The organism is Streptomyces bambusae (assembly GCF_020532645.1).
In the GTDB taxonomy this organism is placed as follows: Bacteria; Actinomycetota; Actinomycetes; order Streptomycetales; family Streptomycetaceae; genus Streptomyces; species Streptomyces bambusae.
In genome coordinates this window covers 51,699-75,969 of the sequence record NZ_JAJAUZ010000039.1, presented here as the reverse complement: position 1 = coordinate 75,969, position 24,271 = coordinate 51,699, and the positions used below count along the sequence as shown (strand labels likewise).

Here is a 24,271-nt window from a genome sequence, read left to right as displayed (position 1 = left end):
GGGGGGTTGGGGGGGCCCCCCCAAGAAGTGCAACCCGGCTGGCGCCGGGCACCGGGCTCCGCCCGGACCCGCGCCTCAAACGCCGGCGAGGCTGGGGGTGGCGGCGCCAGCCCCCGGGCTCTGCCCGGACCCGCGCCTCAACCGCCGGAGGGGCTGGCTTTGCCCCCGCGGGGTCCCGAGCGCCGGAGGGGCGGGTTTTGCCCCGCGGGGTCCCGAGCGCCGGAGGGGCGGGTTTTGCCCCGCGGGGTCCCGAGCGCCGGAGGGGCGGGTTTTGCCCCGGGGGGTCCCGAGCGCCGGAGGGGCGGGTTTTGCCCCGCGGGGTCTCAAGCGCCGGAGGGGCTGGGGACGTTCGGCCGGGGCGGCCGGGGCAATTGGATGCGCACTGTCGGGGTGGGGCGGGGTCCGGCAGGATGGCGGTCCGGTTCTCGGCGGGCGGAGGAGCGCGTGGCGACAGGAGACGCACAGGAGCGGCGGGACGCGCTGTACCGGGACCCGTATCCCACGTACGCCCGGGCCCGCCGGGCCGAAGGCCTGACGTACCTGCCCGAGCTGGACGCCTGGCTCGTCGCCCGCGACGCGGACGTCCGCGAAGTGCTGCGCCGCCCCGGCGACTTCTCCTCGGCTAACGCCCTGCTCCCCGACATCCCGCCGTCCCCGGACGCACTCGCCGTCCTCGCCACCGGCCTCGCACCGCACCCCACCGTCGTCACCTCCGACGGCCCCGCCCACCGCCGGCACCGCGCCCCGCTCAACCGGGCCATGTCCCCGGCCCGTTCCGCGGCCCTCCTCCCGTACGCCCGGACCTGCGCACGCGAACTGCTGGCCGGTTTCGCCGCGGACGGCGCCGCCGAGCTGGTGACGGCGTACGCCCGGCGGCTGCCCGGACTGGTGGTGGGCCGGCTGATCGGCCTCGAACCGGCGGACGTGCCCGCCGCCGTCCACGGCGGCCACCGCGCCGAGGAACTCTTCTTCCGCCCGCTGACCCCGCCCGGCCAGGCGGCCGCCGCCGCGGACGTGGTCGCCCTCCAGCACCTGCTCGACGGATACGTACGGGACCGCCGCACCCGCCCCCGCGACGACCTCTGCTCGGACCTGGCGGCCGCCGCCGCCCCGGCCGGTACGGCCCTCGCACCCGAGCAGCGCCACGAGGTGGTGGCGCAGCTCCAGAACCTGCTGATCGCCGGGATCCTCACGACCGGTGCACTGATCGCCACCACCCTGCTGCACCTGCTCGCCGACCGGCCGCAGTGGGAACTCCTCTGCTCCGACCCCGCGCTCATCCCGGCCGCCGTGGAGGAGGGCGCCCGCTTCGACACGGCCATCCAGGCGTTCCGCCGGGTCACGACAGGGCCGGTGGAGATCGCCGGCACGCGGCTGCCGGCCGGCGCCGCGGTCCTCGTCGCCTACGCCTCCGCCAACCGCGACGAGCGGCGCTACGCCCGTCCCGCCGCGTTCGACATCCGGCGCCCCGGACTCCGCCACCACCTCGCCTTCGGCCACGGCCCGCACGTCTGCCCCGGCTCCCACCTCGGCCGCGGCCAACTCCACCTGACCCTGTCCCTGTTCACCGAAGCCCTCCCCACGCTCCGGCTGGACCCCGCCCGTCCCCACCCGCCGATGCGCCCCACCCTGATCCACCGCTCCCCGGAGACCCTCCACACCACCTGGTGACGCGACGCCCGGCGCCGGGTTCGTGGGGCGGGGCGGCCGGGTGGGAAGATGCCCGTGTCAGGCAGTGGGCGGACGGCGGAGCGGGGCGGCGCGGTGGCGGGTACGGACGAGGGCGGCGGCCTTGGGCCGGATCCGGCGGTACGGGTCGACGGCCGGACGGAACGCGGACGCCGCACCCGCGCGAAGATCGTGGACGCGCTGCTCGCGCTCCTCGACGACGGGGTCTCGGAGTTCCCGGCGGAACGCGTCGCGGAACGGGCCGGGGTCTCCCGGCGGCTGGTCTTCCACCACTTCGCCGACATGTCGGAGCTCGTCGACCTCGCCATCACCCGGCGCCTGGAGCAACTGGCCGAGCAGGTCCGGCCGCTGCCGGTGACCGGCCCGCGGCGGGTCCGGGTGGCCGCGCTGGCCGAACAGCGGGCCCGCATCCTGGAGTGGATCACTCCGGCGCGCCTCACGCTGATGCGGATCGACCACCCGTCACCGCGCATCCGCCAGGTCACCGACGAGGCGTTCGCGGAGGCGCGGCGGCGGGTCGCGGAGATCTTCGCGGAGGAGCTCGGCCGCCTCGACGCCCGCCGGTCCGCCGACCTCCTCGACGGCCTCGACGCCGTGACCACGTGGGGTGCCTGGCACCACTGGCGCACCAGCGGAAAGACCACCGAGGAGTCCCGCGCGGCCATGGAGGCCACCCTCCTGAACCTCCTCGCCGCGGCGGACCACCCCCGGCCCTGACCCGCCCGGCCGGGGGACCTCGCACCCCACCGCCGGGAAACCGTCAGGCGAGCGCGACGTCCTTCGCCGACGCCGTCACCGTAATGCCGTCCGGACCCGCCGAGACCCCCGTGGCCCGCATCTCCAGGGGGAGTTCGGGAAGGGTCCGGGTCCGGCCGGCCAGGGACCGGGTGACGAGGGGGCCGGCCGGGTCCAGTGGACGGCCGGCCAGGGACACCGCCGTCGGCCGGAGCGAGACCACCCCGTCGTGCAGTTCCACCACCGCCGTCACCATCAGCAGGCTCCGCTCGATCCGCAGCCGCCCGTCGCCCGCGTCGGACACCGTGGCCCCGTCCGGACCGCCCAGCGCGTCGTAGCCGGCGGTGAACCGGCCCGAGGCCGACGCCGCGCGATGGCCGCCGCCCTGCGGCGACACGTCGTCGAGGGTGACCTCGGCGGTGACCGGCCGCCCGTCCGACGTCGCATCGGCCCGCACCCGGACCTGGGGATGGCTGCCCCGGGCGGCCTGCAGCAGGAACGGCGTCCCTTCGATGGACACGTCCGGCCGCGCCGTCAGCGACGGCTGCTCGCGCACGAGCCGGTCCGCCAGCCGCCCCTCCGCCCGGTGCCGGGCGACGGAATCGGCGACGGGCGGTACGGCGAGCAGGGCGGCGGCGGCCGCCAGGAGGGCGAGACGGGGGGTACGGGAGCGCATGCGGAACCTCATCGGGTGGGAGTGGTCATGGATCCGGCGTCCGCCGCCGGCCGGGTGTGGGCGCTGCCCTCGATGTCCAGTTCGGGCAGCAGCCGGTCGAGCCGGCGCGGCAGCCACCAGGCGCGGTCGCCGAGCAGGGCCATCGTGGTGGGGACGAGCAGCCCGCGGACCACGGTGACGTCGAGCGCCACGGCGGCGGCCAGCCCGGTCCCGAACATCTTCACCACCGGGTCGTCCGCCAGCAGGTAGGCGAGGAAGACGCTCACCATGATCAGCGCGGCGGAGGTGATGATCCGTCCGGTCGCCGCCAGCCCGTGCACCACGGCACCCCTGCTGCCCAGGCCCGCGAGGTGGCGCTCGCGCACGGCGGTGAGCAGGAACACCTCGTAGTCCATGGACAGCCCGAACAGCACGGCGAACATCAGCAGCGGCACGTACCCGGGAATCGGCACCGGCCCCTCCAGCCCGATCGCCTGAGCACCCCAGCCCCACTGGAACACCGCGGTGAGCACCCCGTACGAGGCGGCCACCGACAGCAGGTTCAGCACGGCGGCCTTGGCCGCGAGGAAGGGGGAGCGGAAGGCGGCCAGGAGCAGCAGGCCGGCGACGGCCACCACCACGCCGATCACGGCGGGCAGCCGGCCTGCGAGCCGGTCGTTGAGGTCCCGGACGGCAGCGGTGGCCCCGCCCACGTGCGCGGTGCCGCCGCCGTCGGCGGTGGCCGCGGGCAGCACCTCGCCGCGCAGGGTGCCGACCAGGCGGGCGGTCGCCGGGTCACCGGGCGCGGTGGCCGGGGTGACCTGCCAGCGGACGGTACGCCCGTCCCCGGCGAGCTGCGCCGGACTCACCGAGGCCACACCGGGGGTGCGGCCCAGCGCCGCCGAGACCTTCGTGATCCGGGGGTCCTGCGGGCCGGCGGCCGGGGTGGGCAGAGTGTCGGTGACCTGGAGCGGCCCGTTGAAGCCCGGCCCGAACGCCGCCGCAAGCCGCTCGTACGCGGTTCGGCTCGCCGAACCCGCCGGCTTGTCCCCGGCGTCGAGCTGCCCGAACGTCAGCGTGGCCGCGGGCGCTGCCAGCAGCAGCAACAGCGCGAGCCCGGACAGCAGGTACGGCCAGGGCCGCGCCACGACCCGCCCGGCCACGCGTTCCCAGCCGCCCGCCGCAGCGGCGGCACGTCCGGCCCCCGGCACGCCGCCGGCGCCCCCCGGCGGCCCGCCGGACTCCCGGTCCGGCACGCCGCCGGCGCCCGGGGCGGCCGCGCCCAGGAACCGGGACAGCAGGCTCAGCAGGGCGGGCAGCAGTGTCAAGGTGGCGGCCACCGCCACCAGGACGGCGACCGCCGGGGCCAGGGCCAGGGCGTGGAGGAGGGGGAGGCCGCCGAGGGAGAGGCCGGCCAGGGCCGCGATCACCGCGCAGCCGGCGAAGGCGGCGGCCTTGCCGGCCGTGGCCGTGGCGAGGGCTGCGGCCTGCGCGCCGGGCAGCCCCCGGCCGCGGAGCTCGCGGAACCGGGTCAGGCAGAAGAGGGTGTAGTCGATCCCGACGCCCAGGCCGATCATCGCGGCGATGGTCGTCCCCGACGACGGCATGTCCATGAGGTGCCCGGCCAGCCCGATCGCGGCCAGCGACACGGCCAGTCCGGCGATGCCGACGACCAGCGGCAGCCCGGCGGCCGCGGCCTTGCGGAAGCCGAGGAAGAGCACGACCGCGGCGGCCGCCAGTCCGATCAGCTCGCTGTGCCCGGTGTCCGGCCGGTCCACGGCCGCACCGAGGTCGCCGCCCGGGGTCACCTCGATCCCGGCGGCGACGGCCGGTCCGGCGGCCGCGACGATCCGGTCGGCGAGTTCCGGCGTGATGTCCCGCCCGGTGACGTCGAGGCCCAGCGACAGCACGGCCGTGTGTCCGTCCTCCGCGATCGGGCCCCCGCCACCCCTGCCGGCCGGCGGGTAGGGGGAGACGACCGACACCACGTGCGGCACCTCGGCGATGGCCCGGGCGCCGGCCTCCACCGCGGCGCGTGCCGCGTCGTCGGTCAGCACCGGACCGTCGGGCGCGGTGTGCAGCACCAGCGGCTGGCTGCCGGAAGCCGGCCCGGGAAACGCGTCCGCCGCCGCGTCGGCCGCGGCCTGGCTGTCACTGCCCGGGATGGACACGGCCTCGCTCGTCACCCTCCCGTACGCCAGGACCGCACCGCCCAGCGCCAGGAGCAGCAGCAGCCAGGCCGCCACCACCCGCTTCGGCCGCAGGGCGCACCAGCGCCCCAGTGCGAGGAACATCGGGCCCTCCCAAGAGATCTGCGTTCATTGCACATTCATTGCACTTGCCGTGCAGTGTTACGTTTTCACTCAGAGTGCAATGATGTCAATCGGGGGGTGTGTGGCCGGGCTCCCGGGTGCTCGGCGGCGGGGTCCTCGACCGCCGCAAACCGTTTGCAACTACTCCGATAGAGTGTTCGGGCTCGCGAGACCGCCGATCCGGCGCGATGAGCGGCTGACACGACCACCACTCACCATCGGCCGGAAAAAATTGATATCGAAAACATCGCGGGTTTCCTCCCGACCGGAGAGCGGCGACGGACCGGCCCCCCGGCGCAGTCCGAGAGTGGCGCTCTGGGCCGCAGCGGGCGCGGTCGCCCTCGGCTTCCTGGTCGCACTCGAACTGGCCGCCCGCCACTACGGCCTCCGGGGCCCGCTCACCAACCAGGTGCGCGAAGTGGTGTTCGCCCCGAAGTCCGCGCCCCTGCTGTACGGCAGCATGGCGCTGATGATGACGGTGCTCACCTGGCGGCAGCGCTTCATCGCCCTGGGCGCGGCCGTCGGCATCGACGTCGTCTTCTTCCTGGTCCGGCTCGCGGCCGGCGCCCAGATGATGCCCGGCAACGGCGCCCTGTGGGTGGTCCTCGGCTGCGCCGTGACCGCCGTCACCCGCCGCACCGGCGCCGAACGCCTGCTGCTGCTCAAGGGTGTCGGCCTGGCCCTGCTGCTGGTGGCCGGCCGGAAGGCCGGTGACACCTGGCTGGTCATCACCTCGAAGAGCCGCCCGATGGTGCTCGACCAGTACGTGGCCACCGCCGACCACGCGCTCGGCAGCCCGACGTACCTCGCGGGCCGGATCCTGGAGAGCCTGGGCCCGGTCGGGTACCACGTCCTCGACTGGGTCTACGGGCAGCTCGGTGTCGCCGCGGTCGTCGTCGCCGCCTACCAGCTGCGCAACGTGGTCACCGAGCGCCGGTTCCCCGGCCACCACTTCGTGCGCACGTTCCTGGTGATCGGCCTGCTCGGGCCCGGCATCTACATGCTCTTCCCGGTGGTCGGACCGCTCTACGCCTACGGCCCCGACGGCGGCCAGTGGGCGCTGGCGAACCTGTGGCCGCACACCCCGCCGGTGCCGGCCGATCCGCCGGTCCCGTTCCTCTTCGACGGGATCACCCCGCGCAACTGCATGCCCAGCCTGCACACCGCCTGGGCCCTCGCGATCTTCATCCACACCCGGCCGGGACCGAAGGCGCTGCGCTGGTTCGGCACGTTCTGGCTGATCACCACGATCGCCGCCACCCTGGGGTTCGGCTACCACTACGGCGCCGACATCATCGCCGGTGTGGTCTTCACCCTCACCATCGAGGTCGCCATGCGCGCCTTTGCGCACGGCTGGGACCGGTCGGCCGTCTGGTTCACCGCCGCCGGCACCGCGGTCTTCACCGCGTTCATGGTGTCCTACCGCTACCTGCCCGAGCAGCTCGCGGCCCTGCCGTGGGTCTCCGGGCCGCTGCTCCTCCTCGCCACCGGCGCCGTCATCGCCGGCTACCTCCGCACCACGCGGCAGTGGGCACCGGCCGCCATCCCCGCACCCCGGCAGGAACGCCGGCCCGAACTGGTCTGAGTACACGCAGCACCGGCGGCGCCCGGAGCACCGGAGGCGCACCGGGCGCAGGAAACGCAGGCAGACGGGTGCGCACCGGTCGGGGGGAGTCCGGTGCGCACCCGTCTTGGGAGGGCACGAGGGGCCGCGCAGCGCCTGCCGCGGCGGGCGGCCCCTCCGTGCCTGGTCAGGAGCGGCCCGCGGGCTCCCGGTCGAGGCCCGCGGCAGCGCGCGCGGCGATCTGCGGGTTGCGGGACTTCAGCACGGCCCAGCCGACCGCCAGGCAGACGGCCCAGCCGGCACCCACGTACAGCGAGACGCGGCTGTCGGGGTCGATGGCGATCATCACGGTGACCAGCAGCAGGAACGCGACGGCGATCCAGCTGCAGACGGTGCCGCCGGGTGCCGGGAAGGAGGACGCGGGCAGCTTGCCCGCGACGACCGCGCGGCGGTAGAGGATGTGGCTGACCAGGATCATCAGCCAGGTCCAGATGCCGGCGGTGGTGGCCACGGACATGACGTAGCCGAAGGCCTTCTCCGGGACGATGTAGTTGAGGATCACACCGATGCCCATGAGGGCGGCGGACAGGCTGATGGCCACGGCCGGGGTCTTGGTGGAGCTCAGCTTGCCCAGCAGCTTGGGGGCCTCGGAGTTGGCGGCCAGGTCGCGCAGCATGCGGCCGGTGGAGTACATGCCCGAGTTGCAGGACGACAGGGCCGCGGTGAGGACCACGAAGTTGACGATGGCCGCACCGGCCGGGATGCCGATCTTCGCGAAGGCCGCCACGAACGGGCTGACGCCCGGCTGGAACTCGGTCCACTTCACGACCATCAGGATCACGCTGAGCGCACCGACGTAGAAGACGATGATGCGCCAGGGCAGGGTGTTGATGGCCTTGGGGAGGGTCTTCTCCGGGTTCTCCGACTCGCCCGCGGTGACGCCGACCAGCTCCACGGCCAGGTAGGCGAACATGACGCCCTGCAGGGTCATCAGGCTGGAGCCGACACCCTTGGGGAAGATGCCGTCGAAGGCCCACAGGTTCGAGACCGCGGCGGTGTCACCGGCCGCGCTGAACCCGAAGGTGACCACGCCGATGCCGATCACGATCATGCCGATCAGGGCGGTGACCTTGACCATCGAGAACCAGAACTCGATCTCGCCGAAGATCTTCACCGAGATCAGGTTCGCGACGTAGAGGACCACCAGGAAGATCAGGGCGGTGACCCACTGCGGCACGTCCGGGAACCAGTAGTGCATGTAGATCGCCGCGGCGGTCAGCTCGGCCATGCCGGTGACCACCCACATGAGCCAGTACGTCCAGCCCGTGACGAACCCGAAGAACGGGCCGAGGAACTCACGCGCGTACTCCGCGAACGAACCCGAAACGGGCCGGTACAGGAGCAGCTCGCCGAGCGCCCGCATGATGAAGAAGACGATGACGCCGGCCAGGGCGTACATCAGGATGAGGCTGGGCCCGGCCTTCGCGATGTTCGCGCCCGCGCCCAGGAAGAGGCCGACGCCGATGGCGCCGCCGATGGCGATCATCTGCACCTGGCGGCTGCCGAGCCCGCGCTCGTAGCCCTCCTCGGGAGTGCTGCCTGCGGTCGCGTCGTCGTCGCCGCGGTGCTGTTCGACCTGCGTCGAGGTCATGCTTGGTGCGCCTTTCCGCTCCATGCCGGTCCGCGCCGCGCTCGGCTGCGGACCGGGTTCCGATCCCCCGGATGCTGAATGGAGTTGCTGCCGGCGGTGGCCGGCTCCAGCGCCCCTGCACGGCCTTGGGTGCGGGCCGGGCAGGCGGGTCGTGAAGATGTACCACGCCACACCCGCCGGGACCGTGGCGAACATCACCGGCAAAACGGTCAACAGCCCGTGCTCAGGCCTAAAGGCCCTTGTCCGGTAACCGCATCGTTATCCGGATCTGAGCATCCGTTGAGCGAACACGCCGTGACATTGCGGCAATCCGTGCCACGGAGCGTGCCCGTACGGGGCGGTCACGCCACTCAGCGTGATGAGAAGTCCCGGGAGCGGGAACGATCGCAGCGCCGCAGCCGTACCCGTGGAGGGACCCCCGACGCACCCGAGGAGCCGCACATGAACCTCCCGCCCCGGCCCTTCCGCCTGATCCCCGGCGCCGCCGCATCGCCGGTGATCCTCCACGTACCGCACGCCGCACGGCACATACCGGAGCCCGTCCGCGCCGGCATCCTGCTCGACGACCCGGCGCTGGAAAGGGAGTTGGACCACATCACCGACGCCCACACCGACGCGGTGGCCGAGGCGGCCGCCGGCCGGGCCGCCACCGCCCCGTGGCGGTTCGTCAACGGCCTCTCCCGGCTCGTCGTCGACCCCGAGCGCTTCCCCGACGAACGCGAGGAGATGCTGGCGGTCGGCATGGGCGCCGTCTACACGCACACCACGCACCGTGAGCGGCTGCGCCCCGCCGGCTTCGACGCGCGCCCGCTCATCGGCGCGTACTTCGAGCCGTACGCGGCGGCCATGGCGCAGGCGGTGGCGGGCCGGCTGGCCGCCACCGGCCGGGCCGTGGTGATCGACGTCCACTCCTACCCGACCCGGCCGCTGCCGTACGAGCTGCACGGCGCGGGTCCCCGGCCGCCGGTCTGCCTGGGCACCGACCCGTTCCACACGCCGCCCGCGCTGCTCGCCGCGGCCGAGAAGGCCTTCGCGGGCTCCGGCGGCACCGGGATCGACACCCCGTTCGCGGGCACCTACGTCCCCATGGAGTACCACGGCACCGACGCCCGGGTCGGCGCACTCATGATCGAGATCCGCCGTGACGGCTACATGACCGAACCCGGCGGCCCCGCCGGCCCCGGCGCCGACGACCTCGCCACCGCCCTCGCCGCCCTCGTGGACAGCGTCTGAGGGCCTGCCCTTCGGATCAGGCGCCCGCGCCGGGCGCCGGGGCGGTCGACGCACGGATGACCAGCTCCGGATCGAACAGCAGCTCCCCGGTCGGCACCTCGCGGTTGCCCACCAGCGCCAGCACGCTCCGCGCCACCTCCAGCGACAGCCGGTCCGCCGGCTGCCGCACGGTGGTCAGCGGCGGGTCGGTGAACTCGGTGACACCGGTGCCGTCGTACCCGACCACCGACACCTCCTCCGGGACCGCCCGCCCGTGCCGGCGGATCCCGCGGATCGCGCCCAGCGCCATCCAGTCGCTGGCCGCGACCACCGCGGTGGCACCCAGCTCCAGCAGCGGTGCGACCGCGGCCTGCCCGCCCTCCACCGTGTAGGACTGCCGGATCACCCAGCGCTCCGCGTCCTCGATCCCGCGCCGCGCCATCGCCGCCAGGAAGCCCTGCACCCGGCGGTCGGCGGGCCGGTTGCCGGCCGGCCCCGAGGCCATCCCGATCCGCCGGTGGCCCAGCCGGTACAGGTGGTCGACGGCCAGCTCGGCGGCGAGCAGGTCGTCGGTGGAGAACACCGGCACCGCCACCCCGTCCGCGAACTCGCCGTTCACGCCCACGTACGGGACCCGGCGCTGCCGCAGCACCTCGTACGCCTCGGTGTCGGAGCCCTCGACGGTGTTGGAGGCGGAGAGGAAGACGACCGCCGCGATGCCCTTGTCCACCAGCGAGGAGACGAAGTCCAGCTCCTGCACCCCGCCCGCGAACGCCGGGCAGAGCACCGTCTTGAGACCGTGCGGGGCCAGGGCCGCCTCGATCCGCTCGGCCACGTCCGCGAAGAACGGGTTCGAGATGTGGTCGGTGATCACGGCCACCAGCCGTCCCTGGACGCTGCGTTCGTAGCCGAGCTCGGCCATCGCCTGCTCGACCGCGTCCCGTGTCTTGCGCGACACGCCCTGCCGCCGGTTGACGACCCGGCTGACCGTCGCCTCGCTGACCTGCGCGCGGGCCGCGACGTCGGTGATGCCGACCTTCATCGCCGTCCTTCCGTGATCGTGAGCGAGACCAGACCACCGCGGGGGACGGCCAGGGTGCGCGGCCCCTCCCCGTACCGGACCGGCGCGGACTCGATGATACGGCCGTCCGGGGCGTGGATCACCTGAGTGACCTCGGCCGGGCCGCCCGCCACCGACAGCATCAGGGCGTCCCCGGCCGACCCGTTGACCAGATCCACCCTGCGGTGCGCGGCCAGATCGAGGGGGACGACCACCCCGCCGTGCACACTGATCAGACAGCGGTCGCCGGCCGTGGCGCGCACCAGCGGGTACAGCTCGTCGGGCCGGCCCGGCTCCACCTCGCCGTCGAGGAGCAGCTCCCGGTGCTCCCGCCAGGTGCGCAGCCAGAACGCGAGGGCGTCCCGGTGCTCCTGCGGGACCCGGTCCAGGCGGACCGAGATCTGCGGCACCGCGTGCAGCGCGCCGATCAACTGCCGGGCCACCGCCGCCACCGGCGCCTGCGCCGACCACAGCAGCATGTCGGAGTGGACCGCGCCCCCGACCGCCAGCAGCGACGTGTCCAGGGTGCGGACCCGGTTGGCGGCCGCGTCGGCCGGGCAGTCGAAGGACCGCAGCATGTTCCCGAACGGCGCGGCACCCGGCCCGGTGTACGGCTGCCGCAGTTCCAGCAGCAGCCCCTCGGGGCGCACCTCCTCCAGGGCGGACCGCACCTCGGCCAGCAGCACCGCCATCGCCCGCCCGACGTCCGCGCCGCCGTCGCCCGCATAGACCATCGCCTGGTCGAGGAAGTCCAGCTTGAGACCGTCGAGCCCGTGGTCGCGGACCAGCCGGGTGCACAACTTGACCACGTGCGCCCGGACTTCGGGCCGCCGCGGATCCAGCACCAGCGCACCCGGCACGGTCGCCGCGGCCGGCGCGTACGGGGCCCACTCGGCGTGGCAGTCGGAGCCGGGGCCGATCAGCAGCGGGGCGGCCCAGGCCAGGTACCGCAGGCCCAGCGCGCGGACCTTCGCCACATGGCCGGTGAAGTCGGGGAACTTGACCGGATCCGGCCGCCAGTCGCCGAGCCCGGCGTACCCGCGCCCGTGCCCGTACTCCTGCCAGCCGTCGTCGAGGATCAGGGCCCCGCAGCCCAGCGGTACGGCCAGGGCGGCCTGCGCCTCGACCTCCTCGGCGGTCACGTCCTGGTTGAAGGCATACCAGGTCGAATAGACCGGGGTACGGGCGCCCTCGGGCACCGGCATCGGGGGCAGTTCCCGCGCGTACCAGGCGCGCAGCGGGCGCAGCGCGGCCGCCACCGAGGGCGCGCGGGGCACCAGCAGCACGCGGTGCGGGCCGCCGTCCGCGGAGGCGGGCAGCCGCAGGTGCACGACGTGGGTGTCGTTCTCCTCGGAGACCCCGAAGCGGAGGGAGGCCTCCGGGACCGGGTCGGCGGCGGCGAAGGCGAGCAGGGTGGCGCCCGAGTAGTCGTAGAGGCAGCCGGCGGCCAGCCCGGCCACCAGGGAGACCTGTGCCCGGCCCTCCCAGTCGGCGAGCAGGGTGCGCCGCCAGCCGCCCTGCGGGTGCCAGTAGCCGGCGGCGTCCCCCAGCGGCACGGAGAACCGGATCTCGGCGGGCGCCCCGCCGGTGTCCGCCTCCAGCATCCGCAGCCCGTCGGGGAGCGGGGCCAGCCGCCAGCCGGCGGGCGCGGCCGTGCCGTCCGGGCCGAGGGCCAGCACGGCGAGCCGGACCCCGTCGAGCAGGGGGGCGTACGGTACGGACGGCAGGCCCGCGGTGGTCACCGGGTCGGCCGCGGACGGCGGGGCCGGGGCGGGCTGCGTGCCGCCGGATGCGGCGGCGGTGTCGGTCGGCATGGTCACTCCTTCACGGCACCGGCGAGCAGGCCGGAGACGAAATGGCGCTGGAGCGCGAGGAATACGGCGGCCATCGGCAGGGCGGCGATCGAGGTTCCGGCGAGGATCGCGCCGTAGTCCGTCTCGTCGAGGCCCTGGAGGGAGGCGAGGGCCACCGGCAGGGTGAACGAGGCTCCGTCCCGGAGCACGATCAGCGGCCAGATGAAGTCGTTCCACTGGTACAGGAACAGGAAGATGGCCAGTGCGGCCAGCGAGGGCCGCATCGGCGGCAGCGCCACCCGCAGGAACAGCCGCAGCTCCCCGCAGCCGTCCATCCGGCCCGAGTCGAGCAGCGACGGGGGCAGCGAGGCCATCGACTGGCGCATCAGGAAGATCCCGAACGGCAGCGCCAGGTTGGGCAGCACCACCGCCTGGTAGGTGCCGAGCCAGCTGAGGTCGGCCATCATCTGGAACAGCGGCACCAGGGTGACCTGCGCGGGCACCACCAGGCCGAGCATCAGCAGGCCGAACAAGGCCTCGCGGCCGCGGAACCGGTAGACGGCGAACCCGTAGCCGGCCAGCGTGCAGACGGCCCCCGCGCACACGGTGTACACCGTGGAGATCAGCAGGGAGTTGAGCAGCACCCGGCTGAACTGCGCAGACTCCTCCAGGGACTTCAGATTGTCCGCGAGGTGGCCGCCGGGCAGCAGGGGCGGCGGGCTGCTGAAGATCTCCTCGGAGCTGTGGGTGGCGCCCACCGCCAGCCAGTAGAACGGGATCGCCACGACGGCCAGCGTGATGGCGAGCCCCGAGGTCAGCAGCAGGCTCCGGGCGCGGCGGCGGGCGCCGGGCGGCACGGCGGGGGTCATTCCTTCTCTCCCAGGACGCGGAACTGGATCAGCCCGAGGATTCCGATGAGCACGGCGAGGGCGTACGCGATGGCCGACGCGTAGCCGAAGTCGAAGTACTTGAAGGCGTTCTGGTACAGGTACACCCCGATGGTCAGGGTGGCGTTGTCCGGTCCGCCGCCGGTCAGGACGTACGGCTCGTCGAACAGCTGGAGCGTGCCGATGGTCGACAGCACCGCGGTCAGCAGCAGCACGGGCCGCAGCCCGGGCAGGGTGACGTGCAGGAACGTCCTCCAGCCGCCGGCGCCGTCGACGGCCGCCGCGTCGTACAGTTCGGCGGGCACGCTCTGCAGCCGGGCCAGCAGGATCACCGCGTTGTAGCCGGTGTAGTGCCAGGTCAGGGCGAGGCCGAGGGAGATCTGCGCCCACAGCGGGTGGGTCAGCCACGGCACCGGACCGGCTCCGACGCGCGCCAGCAGCCAGTTGGCCAGGCCGTAGTCCTTGTTGAGCAGGACCGAGAAGACGATGCCGTACGCGACCAGGCCGGTGACCATGGGCAGGAAGAAGCCCAATCGGAACACCGACCGACCGTACAGGAGACGCGAGTTGAGGGCCACGGCCAGGCCGGTGGCCAGCGCCAGCATGACCGGTACCTGGACGGCGAGGATCACGGCCGTGTTCTTCAGCGCGGTCCAGAACAGCGGGTCGTCCAGCAGCCGCTCGTAATTGCCCGCACCGATGAACGTCTGCGTACCGCCCTCCGTCCGGTGCAGGCTCAGCACGAAGGAGGACCCGATCGGGTACAGCTTGAACGCGCCGAAGAGCAGCAGCGCCGGCAGCACGAACAGGTACGGGGCGGGCCGTCGGCGTGCCCGGCGCCGGGCCGCGGCCGGCCGCACCGGGGCGGCCGGCGGGCGGGCGGCGCGCGGCGCGGCCGGGGCGGCCGGGCCCGCCGGAGTGGCCGCGGTCACCGGACGGCCTTGCGGCCCGTCTGCCGGGCGAGCTGGTCGGCCGCCTCCTTCAGGACGGCGGCCGGGTCGGCGCCCTTGAGGAGGACCTTGGACTGGGCGTCGGTGACCAGCTTCAGCGCCCGGGCGTAGTCGGCGGTGTAGTGGAAGGCCGGCTGCGGGGCCTTCAGGGCGGCGAGGAAGATCTCGCCCCGCTTCTGCCCGCTGAAGAAGGCCGACGGCTCGTGGAAGACGGCGTCCCCGTACGCGGACATCAGCGCGGGCGCGATGCCCTTCTCGCGGTAGATCCGCACCTGGGAGGCCGGGCGGGTCAGCACGAACTCGACGAACGACCAGGCGGCGGCCTGGTGCTTGCTGCTGCCGGCCACGGCGAGGTGGGTGGAGTTGACCGTCGCGGCCGTGGAGCCGCCGCGCCGCACCGCCGGAGGCAGCCGGACCTTCCACTTGCCGGCCTCGTCCGGCACCTGCTCCTCGATGATCCCGCCGAACCAGGTGGGCATCGGGTGGACCGCCGCGGTGCCCTTCTTCAGGGCGCTCATCAGGGCGTTCCAGCCGCCGGCGAGGTCGCAGACCAGTCCCGCGTCGTTGAGGGTCTTGATCAGGGTCATCGCCCTGACCGCCTCGGGCGAGCCGAGGGTGATCCGCCCCTCCGGGTCGAAGTAGAAGGTGCCCTGGAGCTGGAGCAGCATCTGGAAGAAGTTCGCTGCGTCGGCCTGCGAGGCCGGCTTGTCGAGGCCGATGAGGAAGGCGCCGGTCTTCGCCTTCAGCTGCTTTCCGGCCACCACGGCGTCGTCCCAGGTCTGGATCGCCTCCGCGTCGACCCCGGCCTTCTCGAACAGGTCGGCCCGGTACCAGAAGCCGCCCGAATTCGCCTCCCAGGGAAGGGCGTTGACCTTCTTGCCGGTGGGCGCGACGGTCTCCCAGAGGCCCGGGGCGAAGGCGTCCTTGTGGGCGGTTGCGCCCAGCGGGCCGAGGTCGGCCAGGCCGCCGGGGAACTTCTCGACGTAGCCGGGCAGGTAGTCCACGCCGATGTGCAGGACGTCCGCGAGCCCCTGGCCGCCGGCCGCCAGACCGGTGGTGATCTTGTCCCAGATGGCCGGGTTGCCGATGTCCTCCACGGTGACCTGGATGTCCGGGTACCTCTTGTTGAACTCCGGTGTCAGCGCCTTGAGTTCGGCGGCCGGACCCTGCCAGGACCAGACCGTGATCCGGCCCTTGTCCTTGGCGCCGGCGGAGCCGCCCCCGCCCGCGGACGCGCCGGAGCCGGAACAGCCGGCCGCGCCCGCCAGCCCCGCGCCCGCGGCGAGCGCGCCGCCCGCCTTCAGCATTCTTCGGCGGTCGAATCCCGTGCCCTGTCCCATGCCGATCACCCCTGTTGTTCGCTGCACACCGGAAGCTGACTGGCCGGAACTCAATCACGAGGGTGATCGACTTACAAGTCCCTGATGAAAACTTTCAGTTGGATCCGGCAGAGGAATCTGACTGATCCATTGCAGACACGTCATCCTCCTTGCTAGCGTGCCGCGCGCCCACCTCGTGGCAGACGAGGCCCCGACCCCCGGCCACCGCCGGGAGTGCCCCTCCCGGGAGAACCCGATGACGCGTTCCCGCACCGCCCTCATCACCGCACTCGCCCTGCTCGCCCCGCTCACGGCGGTCACCCTGGCCGACGGCGCCGCCCCCGCCCGGGCGGCGGACGCCGCCGGCCGGACCGCGCCCGGCCGGACCGCCCCGGCCCCGCTCGCCCTCATCGACCCCGGCTTCGAAGAGGGCGGCAGCGGATGGGAGTTCACCGCCGGAACCGGCGTGGCCGGCAACCACCCGCACGGCGGCAGCCGGCTCGTCTACCTGGACTCGGGCGCCGGGAAGAAGGTCTCCCAGACCCTCACCGCCACCGCACCCGGCGGCTACGACATCTCCGCGTGGATCGCCACGGGCGGCCCGAACGGCCGCTTCACCGCCCGCGTCAACGGCACCGAGCGGGCCGCCCTGACCCTGCCCGCGGGAGCCGCGTACCGGCGCTGGACCCTCAGCGGGATCGGTCTCGCCGCCGGCGACCGCCTGGAGATCGCCTTCGAGTCCGGCGACGGCTGGCTCAACGCGGACGACCTGATGCTGTCACCCGCCGCCCCCGCCCACCCCCGGGTCAGCTCCTCCGACCCGAAGATCGTCGAGATGTTCGACTGGTCCCGGCGCAAGGCCAACAGCTGGGTGCACCTCGCCGGCACCGACGGCCCGCTCAACGTGGACGAGAACAACCGGACGGGCAGCGGCACCGCCGCCTACGGCCCCTCGTACTGGGCGGGCTACGCCAACCGCAGCGGCTACTACTCCCGCGACATGGCGCACCAGCTGGCCGGCGCCGGCGTCCTGGGCCTGCACGCCGAGAACAAGTCCATGCTGCGGACCTTCGCCGGCACCGCCACCCCCGAGCACAAGTACTACCCGGTGTGGGCGCTCAACTTCGACAACCGCACCCCGCTGTCCATCGACTACCGCAACCCGTCCCTGTTCGTCCGCGAGGTCCCCGCCACGTTCGAGCTGGTCCAGAAGGCCGAGGAGGCGTTCCGCTGGAGCGGCGACCGCTCCTACCTCACCGACCCCGTGCTGTGGGACTTCTACCGGCACGCCACCGAGGAGTTCGTCGACCTGCACGACGGGCTCAAGGACAACGGCGCCGTCAAGGTCGCCGAGGGCACCGGGAAGGGCATCTTCCAGGGCACCGCCAGCTACAACGAACAGAGCAGCGAGCCCCTCGCCGAGGCCGGCGACGCCATCGGCTCCCAGTACCGCGCCTACACCGCCGTGGCCGCCCTCGCCCGCGCCAAGGGCGACACCGCGCTGGCCGCTTCCGCCGCCCGCAGGGCCCGGGAACTGAAGGAGTACTTCAACACCGTCTGGAGCGGCACCGGTTCCGGCGCCGGCATGGTCCGCGGCTGGACCACCGACGGCCGCCCGCTGACCGGCTGGGGCAAGGAGAACAGCTGGTTCATGCCGATGAAGCAGATCATCGAGCCCGGCCCGCGCCGCGAGGCCTACCTCGACTACATCGACGAGCAGGCCTCCGGCGACGGCCGCCCCGACAACATCGAGGCCCTCAGCTACCTCCCGGACACCTTCTTCACCAACAACCGCAACGACACCGCCTGGAAGTGGATGCAGCACGTCTACGACCACAAGAATTAAAAGCGCACATTTAGCTAGGCTGTCGGCATGCCGATCGCCCCGGAGTACCTCCACCTCGTCCAGCGCGGCCCCTTCCCCTGCTACCTCTACGGCCGCAACTCCCGCGACCCCAAGAGCGGCAGCGTCGCCGCCCAGCTCAACGACGGCCGCGCACTGGCCACCAAGCACGGCTGGCCCGTGGTGGACGAGTTCAAAGACCCGGGCATCTCCGCGACCCGCTACGCCCGCAAGACCCGGGACGATTTCGCCAAGATGATCGCGGGCATCCGCGCCGGCTACGTCCGAATCGTCGTGGCCTTCGAGGCCAGCCGCCTGTACCGCGACCTGGAGGCGTACGTCGCCCTCCGCAACGCCTGCATGGACGCCGGCGTGCTGCTCTGCTACCAGGGCCAGGTCTACGACCTCTCCAAACCAGCCGACCGCAAAGCGACGGCCCAGGACGCGATCGAGGCCGAGGCCGAGGGCGACTCGATCCGCGACCGCACCCTGCGCACCGTGCGGGAACTGGCGGCCGCGGGCAAGCCGGCAGGGCGGCTCCTGGACGGTTACAAGCGCCGCTACGATCCCGACACGGGCCAACTGGTCGAGCAGTACGTGGACCCTGAGCGCGGGCCTATCATCCTCGACATCTGGCTGCGGGCTGCCGCCCGGCAGTCGCGCCGGAGCATCGTGCTCGGGCTCGCCGCGAGCGGGATCCGCACCAAGAACGGCCTGCCCTTCACCGAGCACCGCGTGGCGACGATTCTCCGAAACCCGGCCTACGCCGGACTACGCGTCCATCAGGGCAAAGTCATCCGTGAGGCCACGTGGCCGGCGCTGGTGCCGATGGATGTGTACGAGACCGTGCAGCAGATCAACGCGGAATCCGATGGTGCGTACGTGTACCAGCATGACGGCCAGCCGCGTCGCCTGATGGTGCGGCTCGCGCTGTGCGGGTTCCATGAGGATCGCCCCACCGCCGAGCTCCCCGTGCTCGTCAATCTGGTGGGCCGCAGCAAAGCCAGCTCGTACAAGTGCGAGGAAACGGCGCACGTCCGGATCAACGAAAAGTTGCTCGACGCCGCGGTCGAGGAGGCAGTCGTCACCTGGCTCTCGCGGCCGGAGGCTGCCGCCGCCTTCGAGAACGAGGAGGACCGTACGCGGGTCGACGCCGCCCAGGCCCGCCTGGAGGGGCTGGTGCGTCAGCTGGCCAGGGCGCGGGAGATGGCAGCGGAGTTCGGGCCGACTGGCGAGCCGCGGCTGAGCGTGGACGCCTTGGTGGGCATGGAAGCCCGGCTGCTGCCGCAGATCAAGCAGGCCCGGGAGGACGCGGCGGCGCGGCGGCTCCCGGCGGACGTCGCGGATCTCGCGGGGAACCCCGACGCTGCGGCCGTGTGGGACGACCTGACGATGACTTCGAAGCGGGCGGTGGTCCGGGAGGTCGTGACCGTGAAGGTGTTCCCCGCTCGCGCCAAGGGCGTACGGAAGCTTGAGCCGGGCCGGATCAGCCTGGCGTTCCGCGGCGAACCCGGGTGGGTCTCGCCAGCGGCTATCGCCGCCGCGCGGGCTGGCGTTCTTCCTGGACCTGCTCTGCGGCTCCTGCGCGAGTCGGCTGAGGCGGGAAGAGGGGAAGAACCTGTGCCGGAGCAGTAGTGGCAGTCGGCGCCTTGAGGAGGCCGGCGAGGTAGAGCCGGACGCCGGTCTCCATGCTCTCAACGATGAGTTGCTCTCGACCAGCCTCGTAGCGGTCGTCCAGCGCGCGCTTGAGTGCAGCGACTTCGGCGCGGCCGGCGGCCCGGTCGCCTTCGAGGTCGCGCAGCCGCCGCCGGTGTTCCTCGGCTTGGGCGGCTCCGAGCGCGATGTATTTGGTGTGCTCGTCTTCGGCGCGCTGCTTGGCTTCGGCGAGGGCGCGGCGCTCGGTGCTGGTGTCGACAGCCCAGGTGCGGGCCTTCGAGAGGCCCATCATGCCGGCGGCGGCGAGGGCGATGAGGCCGCCGCCGGTTGCTGCGGGCAGGTTGCTGTCGATGATGCCGTAGGTGACGATTCCGGCGGAGAACGTCATCACGGCGCCGGCGGCAGCTGCCGCGGCTCGTGCTCGGGTGGTGCTGACTTCCTGTTCCATCCGTACCCCCGTCATGCGTGTGCTGCTGTGCCTCCGCCGCCGTCGCCCTCGGCCTCCATGTCGCGCTCTGTGCGCTGGAGCCGCTCGACGGCGGCGATGAACATCTCACGCCCGACAGCCGACGTAATGCCGAGGGCGGCCGCAGCTTGACCGAGGGTGATTGAATCTGACCCTACCCCTGTTGCCCGATTTTGGGAGGGGGTTGACAGGGACTCGGGGGACAGGATTCCTGCCTCGACCAGAAGTTCCTGAACGTCCAGATTGAGCACGCGGGCAATTGCCTCGAAGTGCCGGGGGTCCGGCAGGGTCTCGCCCCTCAGCATCCGGCCGACCGCGCTCGGCGACAGCCCGATCTCCTGAGCCAGGAGGGCCTGCCCTCCGCGGCCCTCGTACCTACCTGCCCGCTGGACGGCATCTGCGATGAGGGCGCCGAAGCGCTGTCGCACCGTCTCTTCTCCACTCCGCATGTCTGCACCGTAGCTGGCGTGCACGCACGGTGCAGCATCCATGCATGCGTGCATGTTTGCAGGTCAGGGCACTTCCGGCCATCGATGCACCATGCTCCGAAAGTCGAACAGGCGTTCCCGCTCAAAAATTACCTCCCCTTCACGAATTCCATGCTTGCATGCATGCACGGAACGCCTTATGTTTCATGCATGCCTGCAAGAACAGCTTGCGGGAGTGCACGGAAGGGAGGTGCCCACATGACCTACCGCCTGCGAATCGACCAGCTCCGCGCCGCCGCCGCGGCGGCAGGCGACACCACTGGGACCGCGATCGCCGAACGTATCGGCCTGTCCCAGCCCCAGGTATCCCGACTCCTCCGCGGGGTCAGCCAGCCCGGCTACCGGACACTGCTCCTCCTTCAGGAGGCATACCGAATGTCCGAAACGGACCTCGTGGAACGAGCGGCTGCATGACGCGCGCTGAGCGTCTCGCGGTTCTCGGGCCTGATGCCGTCGCCTGGATCCACCAGCGCGTTGCCGAGGCCCCCGCCCCGGACGCCACCGCTGTCGCGGCGCTCCAGCCGCTGCTCTCCGCCCCGGCCCGTCGCCTCGTCAAGTCGACGCCCGCGCCGGCAGCGCCGCGCACCGCGGCCTGACCACGTACTGAGGGGCCGCTCCGACTTCCCGGCCCGAGCGACCCCGGCATTCCTCACCACACAAGAGATCGAGGAACACCATGAACCACCAGACTAGCCCGACCGACACCCCGCGCGGAGACCGCCGTACGGTCCGCGTGATCCTGCCCGCCCGGCCGGCGGACCCCGTCCCGGCCACCGTCGAGGACGTTCTCCTCGGCGCGGCCCGGGTCATCGCCCGGCTCGGCCTGTACCACGACGACTACGTGCAGGGGGCGTTGTCCCTCGGCGACCTGGAGACGCCGCTGTTCGTCCGCCCGATGTCGGTGGTCGGCGCCCTCCGGTTCGTGACGACGGGGTCGCCGCAGCGGACGTGCCAGCTCGCGGACCAGGCGATGTGCTACCTGGCCCTGTCGATCGACGGCGGCCCGTACCGGCAGGACCTGCTGTCCATGGAGGCCCACGTCGAGGACTGGGCGGACAGCGTGGACGCGCCGGCCGCGGTGGCGTTCCTGGAGCTGGCGGCGACGGCCCCGGAGCGTGCGGCGTGAGCGCCCGGGAGGAGCTGATTGCGCACACCGCGTCGCTGCTGTGGCAGGCGTGGGCGGGGTCGGCGGAGGAGATGGCGTCGCAGGCGGCGGCCACGCTGTACGGGCTGGGGATGCTCGTGCCGGAGGGCGGATCCGTCGAGCTGGAGCGGCTGCGGATGATGACCGAGGCTCAGCCGGCCGACCTGTCCGAGGACCAGCTCGGTGCGCTGATCGACGCGGGGAACCGGGCGGTGAACGACTTCTACCACGAGCGGGCGTGTGCCTGCTCGGCGTGGCCGACGTCCTGCCTCACGAACCCGCACTACGCCAACGGCGCTTGGAGCAGCGACGCGTTCGCGATCGGCGCGGCTGCGCTGGTCGGTGTGTGGGAGGCGCTGCGTTCGGATGCGGCGATGGCCGAGGTCGTGCGGCTGCGGGCCCAGGTGGCCGAGTTGCAGGCGGAGTCGGTCGGCGTGCGGGAGACCATCGCGGCCGACATCGAGCGCCGCGGCCAGGGGTTCCCCGCCGGCCACCCCGCCGCCCCGCACGTCCGGGTGTTCGCCGAGGTTGCCCGCGGCCGGGACGTGCTGCCGCGGCGCGAGGCCGCGCCGCCGCCGGACCCCCGCCGGGCCGAGTCCGCGGAGCGCGTCGCCGCGCTCGTCGCCGGGCAGCGGGCGGCCGCGGCCGCCGAGCAGGTCCACGACGGCCCCGAGCTCCACACCTACACCACCGCGCGTCTCCGGGAGGACCAGCCGTGAGCAACTACCCCGTGGACGGACCGTTCCGGATCGGCGTGACCGCCCTGCCCGGCGGCGCCGCGATCGACGTCTCCCACTTCCTGCACCACCTGATCCTCGGGCTCGCGCAGGCCGCGGACGAGGACGGGCCCGCCCTCATTGAGGAGCTGGCCGAGATCCACGCCATGGCGATGTCGCCGGGCGGCCCGGACTCGCCGGCGGTGCACGAGCGGGACGCGGCGGTCGAGCGGGTCCTGGCTGGGCTGACGGACGACGGCCGGATCCCGGTGTATGGGGCGCAGGTCGAGCTGTTCGCCGCGGCGTTGCTGCGGACGGTGCGGCCGCGGCTGCTGCCGGAGCAGCAGGATCGGCGGGCGTCGTGAGCGCCCTGACGCGGCTGCGCGCCGCGACTCGGGTCGAGCTGGCCGTCCTCGGCGTCGCCACCTCTGCGTGGCGCGCAGTGCACACCGGCATTGAGGACCAGCCGAACGCGGTCGGCCCGGTGTGCGCGGACGACGACCACGACCCGGATGACCCGTCCTTGTACGACTGCTGTCCGAACCTCGTGATCGAGCTGGGGACCGAGTCGGAGGCGCTGGCCGGGTACCTGGCCGCGCTGCTGACCGCGGACCTGGGCGGTGCCCGGTGACGCGCCGGGAGTGGCTGCTCGCGGAAATACGGCGCGAGGGCAAGCCGGTGACGACGCACCGCGCGGAGCTGCTGCTCGCCACCTCGCCGTGGCCGACGTCGGGCCGGAACACGGCCCGGAAGGACCTGCGGGCCCTGGGACGCCGCGGGGAGCTGCTGCCGGCTGATGTCGATGGCCGCCCCGGGTACGTGCCGACCCCCACCGACATCGAGAGGAGCGCGGCCTGATGCGCACTCGTCGCGACGAGCTCCGTCTCGCCGCCCTCCGCCAGCTGTTCGCGCAGCAGCCCGGCCCGCTGACCACCGGCCAGGTGTGGACGTACTACCGGGCTCACGGTCTGGCGACGTGCCGGACTACGGCCCGGCGGGACCTGGAGCAGCTGACCCGCGAGGGGCTGCTGACCCAGCTCGGTCCGGACAACGACCGGAGCTACCGCATGAACCTGCACACCGGGGGGACCCGATGAACGACACCGTGCTGGTCGGGGCTCAGGCCCCGGCCGCCGGCCGCCGGGTCACCCCCACCGGCCGCCTCATCCTCTCCGCGGACGCCGACCGCGCCGACTGGCTCCTCGCGCGCCGCTCCGGCATCGGCTCCTCCGACGTGCCCGCCATCCTCGGCCTCGTCAAGCAGAACCCGCCGCTCAAGGTCTACTACGACAAGCTCGGCCACGACGTCGACGACGCCGGAGAGGCCGCGTACTGGGGCACCGTCAACGAGGAAGCCGTCGCCCGCCGCTGGGCCATGCAGAGCCGCAGTGTCATCCGCCGGGTCGGTCTGGTCGCCCACCAGGACCACCCGCACTGGATGACCACCCTCGACCGCCGCGTCACCCAGTGCCCGCTGTCCGAGGACGAGCAGGCCCCGTGCGCACTGGAGGTCAAGACCCGCAGCGCGTTCAAGTCCGCGCAGTGGCACGCCGGGGCCCCCGACGACGTCACCGCCCAGGTGCTGTGGCAGATCATCGTCAACGGCTACGAGCACATGCACTACGCCGTGCTGATCGGCGGCAACGAGTACCACCAGGGCGTCATCCGCTCTGACGAGTACCGCGACGTGATGGCCGACATCACCGTGGCCGTCGACCGGTTCTGGAACGAGCACGTCGTGGCCGCGGTCCCGCCTGAGCCGGTCGGCGACGGCGAGGCCGTCGTGAACGTGCTGCGGCGCCTGCACCCGTCCCGGACCGGGTCCGTCGATGTCGACATGCACCCGGACGCCTACGACGCGCTCCTCGACTACAACCGCCACCGCAGCGCCGAGTCCACCGCGAAGAAGGCGAAGGCTGCGGCGAAGGCCCGGCTCGTGGCCGCTCTGGGCGACGCCCAGGAGGCCCTGCTCGGCGGAGAGCGTGCCTACTCGCTGGAGCCCAGCCAGGCCGCGCCGAAGGTCGACTTCGAGCTGCTGGCCGAGCGCTACCCGGACGCCTACGCGGCGTGTGTCACGCCGAATCCGACGGAGCGGATCTCGATCGCTCCGCAGTACAAGGGGGAGATCTGA

Annotated in this window: 25 protein-coding genes; 15 read left to right on the top strand and 10 right to left on the bottom strand. The window is 73.0% G+C overall.

The genetic code is table 11. The features are described from left to right. Window positions 1–444: 444 nt before the first annotated feature. Together LG634_RS25000 and LG634_RS24995 are read left to right on the top strand one after the other, a co-directional pair. Window positions 445–1,671, top strand: a complete 1,227-nt coding sequence (locus LG634_RS25000) for a cytochrome P450 (RefSeq protein WP_226736505.1) — start codon at window positions 445–447, stop codon at window positions 1,669–1,671. A gap of 54 nt (window positions 1,672–1,725) precedes the next feature. After that, window positions 1,726–2,406, top strand: a complete 681-nt coding sequence (locus LG634_RS24995) for a TetR/AcrR family transcriptional regulator (RefSeq protein ID WP_226736503.1) — start codon at window positions 1,726–1,728, stop codon at window positions 2,404–2,406. A gap of 43 nt (window positions 2,407–2,449) precedes the next feature. On the opposite strand, the gene LG634_RS24990 is transcribed toward LG634_RS24995, so the two are convergent. Both LG634_RS24990 and LG634_RS24985 read right to left on the bottom strand, forming a co-directional pair. After that, on the bottom strand, window positions 2,450–3,100 hold the full coding sequence (locus LG634_RS24990) for an LmeA family phospholipid-binding protein (RefSeq protein ID WP_226736501.1): 651 nt from the start codon (window positions 3,098–3,100) through the stop codon (window positions 2,450–2,452). A gap of 8 nt (window positions 3,101–3,108) precedes the next feature. Further along, entirely contained in the window at window positions 3,109–5,373 is a 2,265-nt protein-coding gene (locus tag LG634_RS24985) for an MMPL family transporter (protein WP_226736499.1), read from the bottom strand. Between the two features lie 325 nt (window positions 5,374–5,698). Here LG634_RS24985 and LG634_RS24980 point away from each other — a divergent pair, with 325 nt between their 5' ends. After that, window positions 5,699–6,976 (top strand): DUF5933 domain-containing protein, encoded by a 1,278-nt coding sequence (locus tag LG634_RS24980; RefSeq protein WP_372482487.1) that lies wholly within the window; start codon window positions 5,699–5,701, stop codon window positions 6,974–6,976. Between the two features lie 166 nt (window positions 6,977–7,142). On the opposite strand, the gene LG634_RS24975 is transcribed toward LG634_RS24980, so the two are convergent. Next, window positions 7,143–8,606, bottom strand: a complete 1,464-nt coding sequence (locus tag LG634_RS24975; RefSeq protein WP_226736496.1) for an amino acid permease — start codon at window positions 8,604–8,606, stop codon at window positions 7,143–7,145. Between the two features lie 441 nt (window positions 8,607–9,047). On the opposite strand from LG634_RS24975, the gene LG634_RS24970 reads away from it, so the two are divergent. Further along, window positions 9,048–9,839, top strand: coding sequence for an N-formylglutamate amidohydrolase (locus LG634_RS24970; protein WP_226736494.1), 792 nt, complete (start codon window positions 9,048–9,050; stop codon window positions 9,837–9,839). 16 nt (window positions 9,840–9,855) lie between these two features. Here the strand turns inward: LG634_RS24970 and LG634_RS24965 are convergent, their stop codons facing one another. The 5 genes from LG634_RS24965 to LG634_RS24945 are packed head-to-tail and all read right to left on the bottom strand — an operon-like array spanning window position 9,856 to window position 15,848. Beyond that, window positions 9,856–10,860, bottom strand: coding sequence for a LacI family DNA-binding transcriptional regulator (locus LG634_RS24965; protein WP_226736492.1), 1,005 nt, complete (start codon window positions 10,858–10,860; stop codon window positions 9,856–9,858). Beyond that, window positions 10,857–12,692, bottom strand: a complete 1,836-nt coding sequence (locus LG634_RS24960; RefSeq protein ID WP_226736490.1) for a glycoside hydrolase family 36 protein — start codon at window positions 12,690–12,692, stop codon at window positions 10,857–10,859. Before LG634_RS24960 ends, LG634_RS24965 begins: the two co-directional genes overlap by 4 nt. 2 nt (window positions 12,693–12,694) lie before the next feature. Further along, window positions 12,695–13,540, bottom strand: a complete 846-nt coding sequence (locus LG634_RS24955; RefSeq protein WP_226736488.1) for a carbohydrate ABC transporter permease — start codon at window positions 13,538–13,540, stop codon at window positions 12,695–12,697. Next, entirely contained in the window at window positions 13,537–14,490 is a 954-nt protein-coding gene (locus tag LG634_RS24950) for a carbohydrate ABC transporter permease (RefSeq protein WP_226736486.1), read from the bottom strand. Before LG634_RS24950 ends, LG634_RS24955 begins: the two co-directional genes overlap by 4 nt. Beyond that, window positions 14,487–15,848, bottom strand: a complete 1,362-nt coding sequence (locus tag LG634_RS24945) for an ABC transporter substrate-binding protein (protein WP_226736484.1) — start codon at window positions 15,846–15,848, stop codon at window positions 14,487–14,489. Before LG634_RS24945 ends, LG634_RS24950 begins: the two co-directional genes overlap by 4 nt. A gap of 235 nt (window positions 15,849–16,083) precedes the next feature. On the opposite strand from LG634_RS24945, the gene LG634_RS24940 reads away from it, so the two are divergent. Both LG634_RS24940 and LG634_RS24935 read left to right on the top strand, forming a co-directional pair. Next, complete coding sequence (locus LG634_RS24940; RefSeq protein WP_226736482.1) at window positions 16,084–17,673, top strand: carbohydrate-binding protein; 1,590 nt, start codon at window positions 16,084–16,086, stop codon at window positions 17,671–17,673. Between the two features lie 27 nt (window positions 17,674–17,700). Continuing rightward, window positions 17,701–19,305: a recombinase family protein gene (locus LG634_RS24935; protein WP_226736480.1), complete on the top strand. Its 1,605-nt coding sequence runs from the start codon at window positions 17,701–17,703 to the stop codon at window positions 19,303–19,305. On the opposite strand, the gene LG634_RS24930 is transcribed toward LG634_RS24935, so the two are convergent. Beyond that, complete coding sequence (locus LG634_RS24930) at window positions 19,202–19,774, bottom strand: hypothetical protein (protein ID WP_226736478.1); 573 nt, start codon at window positions 19,772–19,774, stop codon at window positions 19,202–19,204. The genes LG634_RS24935 and LG634_RS24930 overlap by 104 nt on opposite strands. Window positions 19,775–19,785: 11 nt before the next feature. Continuing rightward, window positions 19,786–20,283 (bottom strand): helix-turn-helix domain-containing protein, encoded by a 498-nt coding sequence (locus LG634_RS24925; RefSeq protein WP_226736476.1) that lies wholly within the window; start codon window positions 20,281–20,283, stop codon window positions 19,786–19,788. A gap of 195 nt (window positions 20,284–20,478) precedes the next feature. Here LG634_RS24925 and LG634_RS24920 point away from each other — a divergent pair, with 195 nt between their 5' ends. The 9 genes from LG634_RS24920 (at window position 20,479) to LG634_RS24880 (ending at window position 24,271) form a co-directional block, all read left to right on the top strand. After that, complete coding sequence (locus LG634_RS24920) at window positions 20,479–20,694, top strand: helix-turn-helix domain-containing protein (RefSeq protein ID WP_226736473.1); 216 nt, start codon at window positions 20,479–20,481, stop codon at window positions 20,692–20,694. Next, window positions 20,691–20,876: a hypothetical protein gene (locus LG634_RS24915; protein WP_226736471.1), complete on the top strand. Its 186-nt coding sequence runs from the start codon at window positions 20,691–20,693 to the stop codon at window positions 20,874–20,876. The genes LG634_RS24920 and LG634_RS24915 overlap by 4 nt, the downstream gene beginning before the upstream one ends. A gap of 80 nt (window positions 20,877–20,956) precedes the next feature. Beyond that, complete coding sequence (locus LG634_RS24910; protein WP_226736469.1) at window positions 20,957–21,406, top strand: DUF6197 family protein; 450 nt, start codon at window positions 20,957–20,959, stop codon at window positions 21,404–21,406. Continuing rightward, window positions 21,403–22,143, top strand: a complete 741-nt coding sequence (locus LG634_RS24905; RefSeq protein WP_226736467.1) for a hypothetical protein — start codon at window positions 21,403–21,405, stop codon at window positions 22,141–22,143. Before LG634_RS24910 ends, LG634_RS24905 begins: the two co-directional genes overlap by 4 nt. Beyond that, a complete protein-coding gene (locus LG634_RS24900; protein ID WP_226736465.1) occupies window positions 22,140–22,505 on the top strand; it encodes a hypothetical protein in 366 nt (121 codons plus the stop codon). Before LG634_RS24905 ends, LG634_RS24900 begins: the two co-directional genes overlap by 4 nt. Further along, window positions 22,502–22,771 carry a hypothetical protein gene (locus LG634_RS24895; RefSeq protein WP_226736463.1) on the top strand — a complete coding sequence of 90 codons (270 nt, stop codon included), beginning with the start codon at window positions 22,502–22,504 and terminating at the stop codon, window positions 22,769–22,771. The genes LG634_RS24900 and LG634_RS24895 overlap by 4 nt, the downstream gene beginning before the upstream one ends. After that, window positions 22,768–22,998, top strand: a complete 231-nt coding sequence (locus LG634_RS24890) for a hypothetical protein (protein WP_226736461.1) — start codon at window positions 22,768–22,770, stop codon at window positions 22,996–22,998. Before LG634_RS24895 ends, LG634_RS24890 begins: the two co-directional genes overlap by 4 nt. Further along, entirely contained in the window at window positions 22,998–23,237 is a 240-nt protein-coding gene (locus tag LG634_RS24885) for a hypothetical protein (protein ID WP_226736459.1), read from the top strand. The genes LG634_RS24890 and LG634_RS24885 overlap by 1 nt, the downstream gene beginning before the upstream one ends. After that, the gene (locus tag LG634_RS24880; RefSeq protein WP_226736457.1) at window positions 23,234–24,271 is read left to right on the top strand and encodes a YqaJ viral recombinase family nuclease; all 1,038 of its coding nucleotides are present in this window, start codon (window positions 23,234–23,236) and stop codon (window positions 24,269–24,271) included. The genes LG634_RS24885 and LG634_RS24880 overlap by 4 nt, the downstream gene beginning before the upstream one ends.

What these genes read in the sequence shown, in the direction of transcription:
- LG634_RS24990 (WP_226736501.1), bottom strand. Translation starts at nt 3,100, where the DNA reads ATGCGCTCCCGTACCCCCCGTCTCGCCCTCCTGGCGGCCGCCGCCGCC.
- LG634_RS24985 (WP_226736499.1), bottom strand. Translation starts at nt 5,373, where the DNA reads ATGTTCCTCGCACTGGGGCGCTGGTGCGCCCTGCGGCCGAAGCGGGTG.
- LG634_RS24975 (WP_226736496.1), bottom strand. Translation starts at nt 8,606, where the DNA reads ATGACCTCGACGCAGGTCGAACAGCACCGCGGCGACGACGACGCGACC.
- LG634_RS24970 (WP_226736494.1), top strand. Translation starts at nt 9,048, where the DNA reads ATGAACCTCCCGCCCCGGCCCTTCCGCCTGATCCCCGGCGCCGCCGCA.
- LG634_RS24965 (WP_226736492.1), bottom strand. Translation starts at nt 10,860, where the DNA reads ATGAAGGTCGGCATCACCGACGTCGCGGCCCGCGCGCAGGTCAGCGAG.
- LG634_RS24960 (WP_226736490.1), bottom strand. Translation starts at nt 12,692, where the DNA reads ATGCCGACCGACACCGCCGCCGCATCCGGCGGCACGCAGCCCGCCCCG.
- LG634_RS24955 (WP_226736488.1), bottom strand. Translation starts at nt 13,540, where the DNA reads ATGACCCCCGCCGTGCCGCCCGGCGCCCGCCGCCGCGCCCGGAGCCTG.
- LG634_RS24945 (WP_226736484.1), bottom strand. Translation starts at nt 15,848, where the DNA reads ATGGGACAGGGCACGGGATTCGACCGCCGAAGAATGCTGAAGGCGGGC.
- LG634_RS24940 (WP_226736482.1), top strand. Translation starts at nt 16,084, where the DNA reads ATGACGCGTTCCCGCACCGCCCTCATCACCGCACTCGCCCTGCTCGCC.
- LG634_RS24935 (WP_226736480.1), top strand. Translation starts at nt 17,701, where the DNA reads ATGCCGATCGCCCCGGAGTACCTCCACCTCGTCCAGCGCGGCCCCTTC.
- LG634_RS24930 (WP_226736478.1), bottom strand. Translation starts at nt 19,774, where the DNA reads ATGGAACAGGAAGTCAGCACCACCCGAGCACGAGCCGCGGCAGCTGCC.
- LG634_RS24925 (WP_226736476.1), bottom strand. Translation starts at nt 20,283, where the DNA reads ATGGATGCTGCACCGTGCGTGCACGCCAGCTACGGTGCAGACATGCGG.
- LG634_RS24920 (WP_226736473.1), top strand. Translation starts at nt 20,479, where the DNA reads ATGACCTACCGCCTGCGAATCGACCAGCTCCGCGCCGCCGCCGCGGCG.
- LG634_RS24915 (WP_226736471.1), top strand. Translation starts at nt 20,691, where the DNA reads ATGACGCGCGCTGAGCGTCTCGCGGTTCTCGGGCCTGATGCCGTCGCC.
- LG634_RS24910 (WP_226736469.1), top strand. Translation starts at nt 20,957, where the DNA reads ATGAACCACCAGACTAGCCCGACCGACACCCCGCGCGGAGACCGCCGT.
- LG634_RS24885 (WP_226736459.1), top strand. Translation starts at nt 22,998, where the DNA reads ATGCGCACTCGTCGCGACGAGCTCCGTCTCGCCGCCCTCCGCCAGCTG.
- LG634_RS24880 (WP_226736457.1), top strand. Translation starts at nt 23,234, where the DNA reads ATGAACGACACCGTGCTGGTCGGGGCTCAGGCCCCGGCCGCCGGCCGC.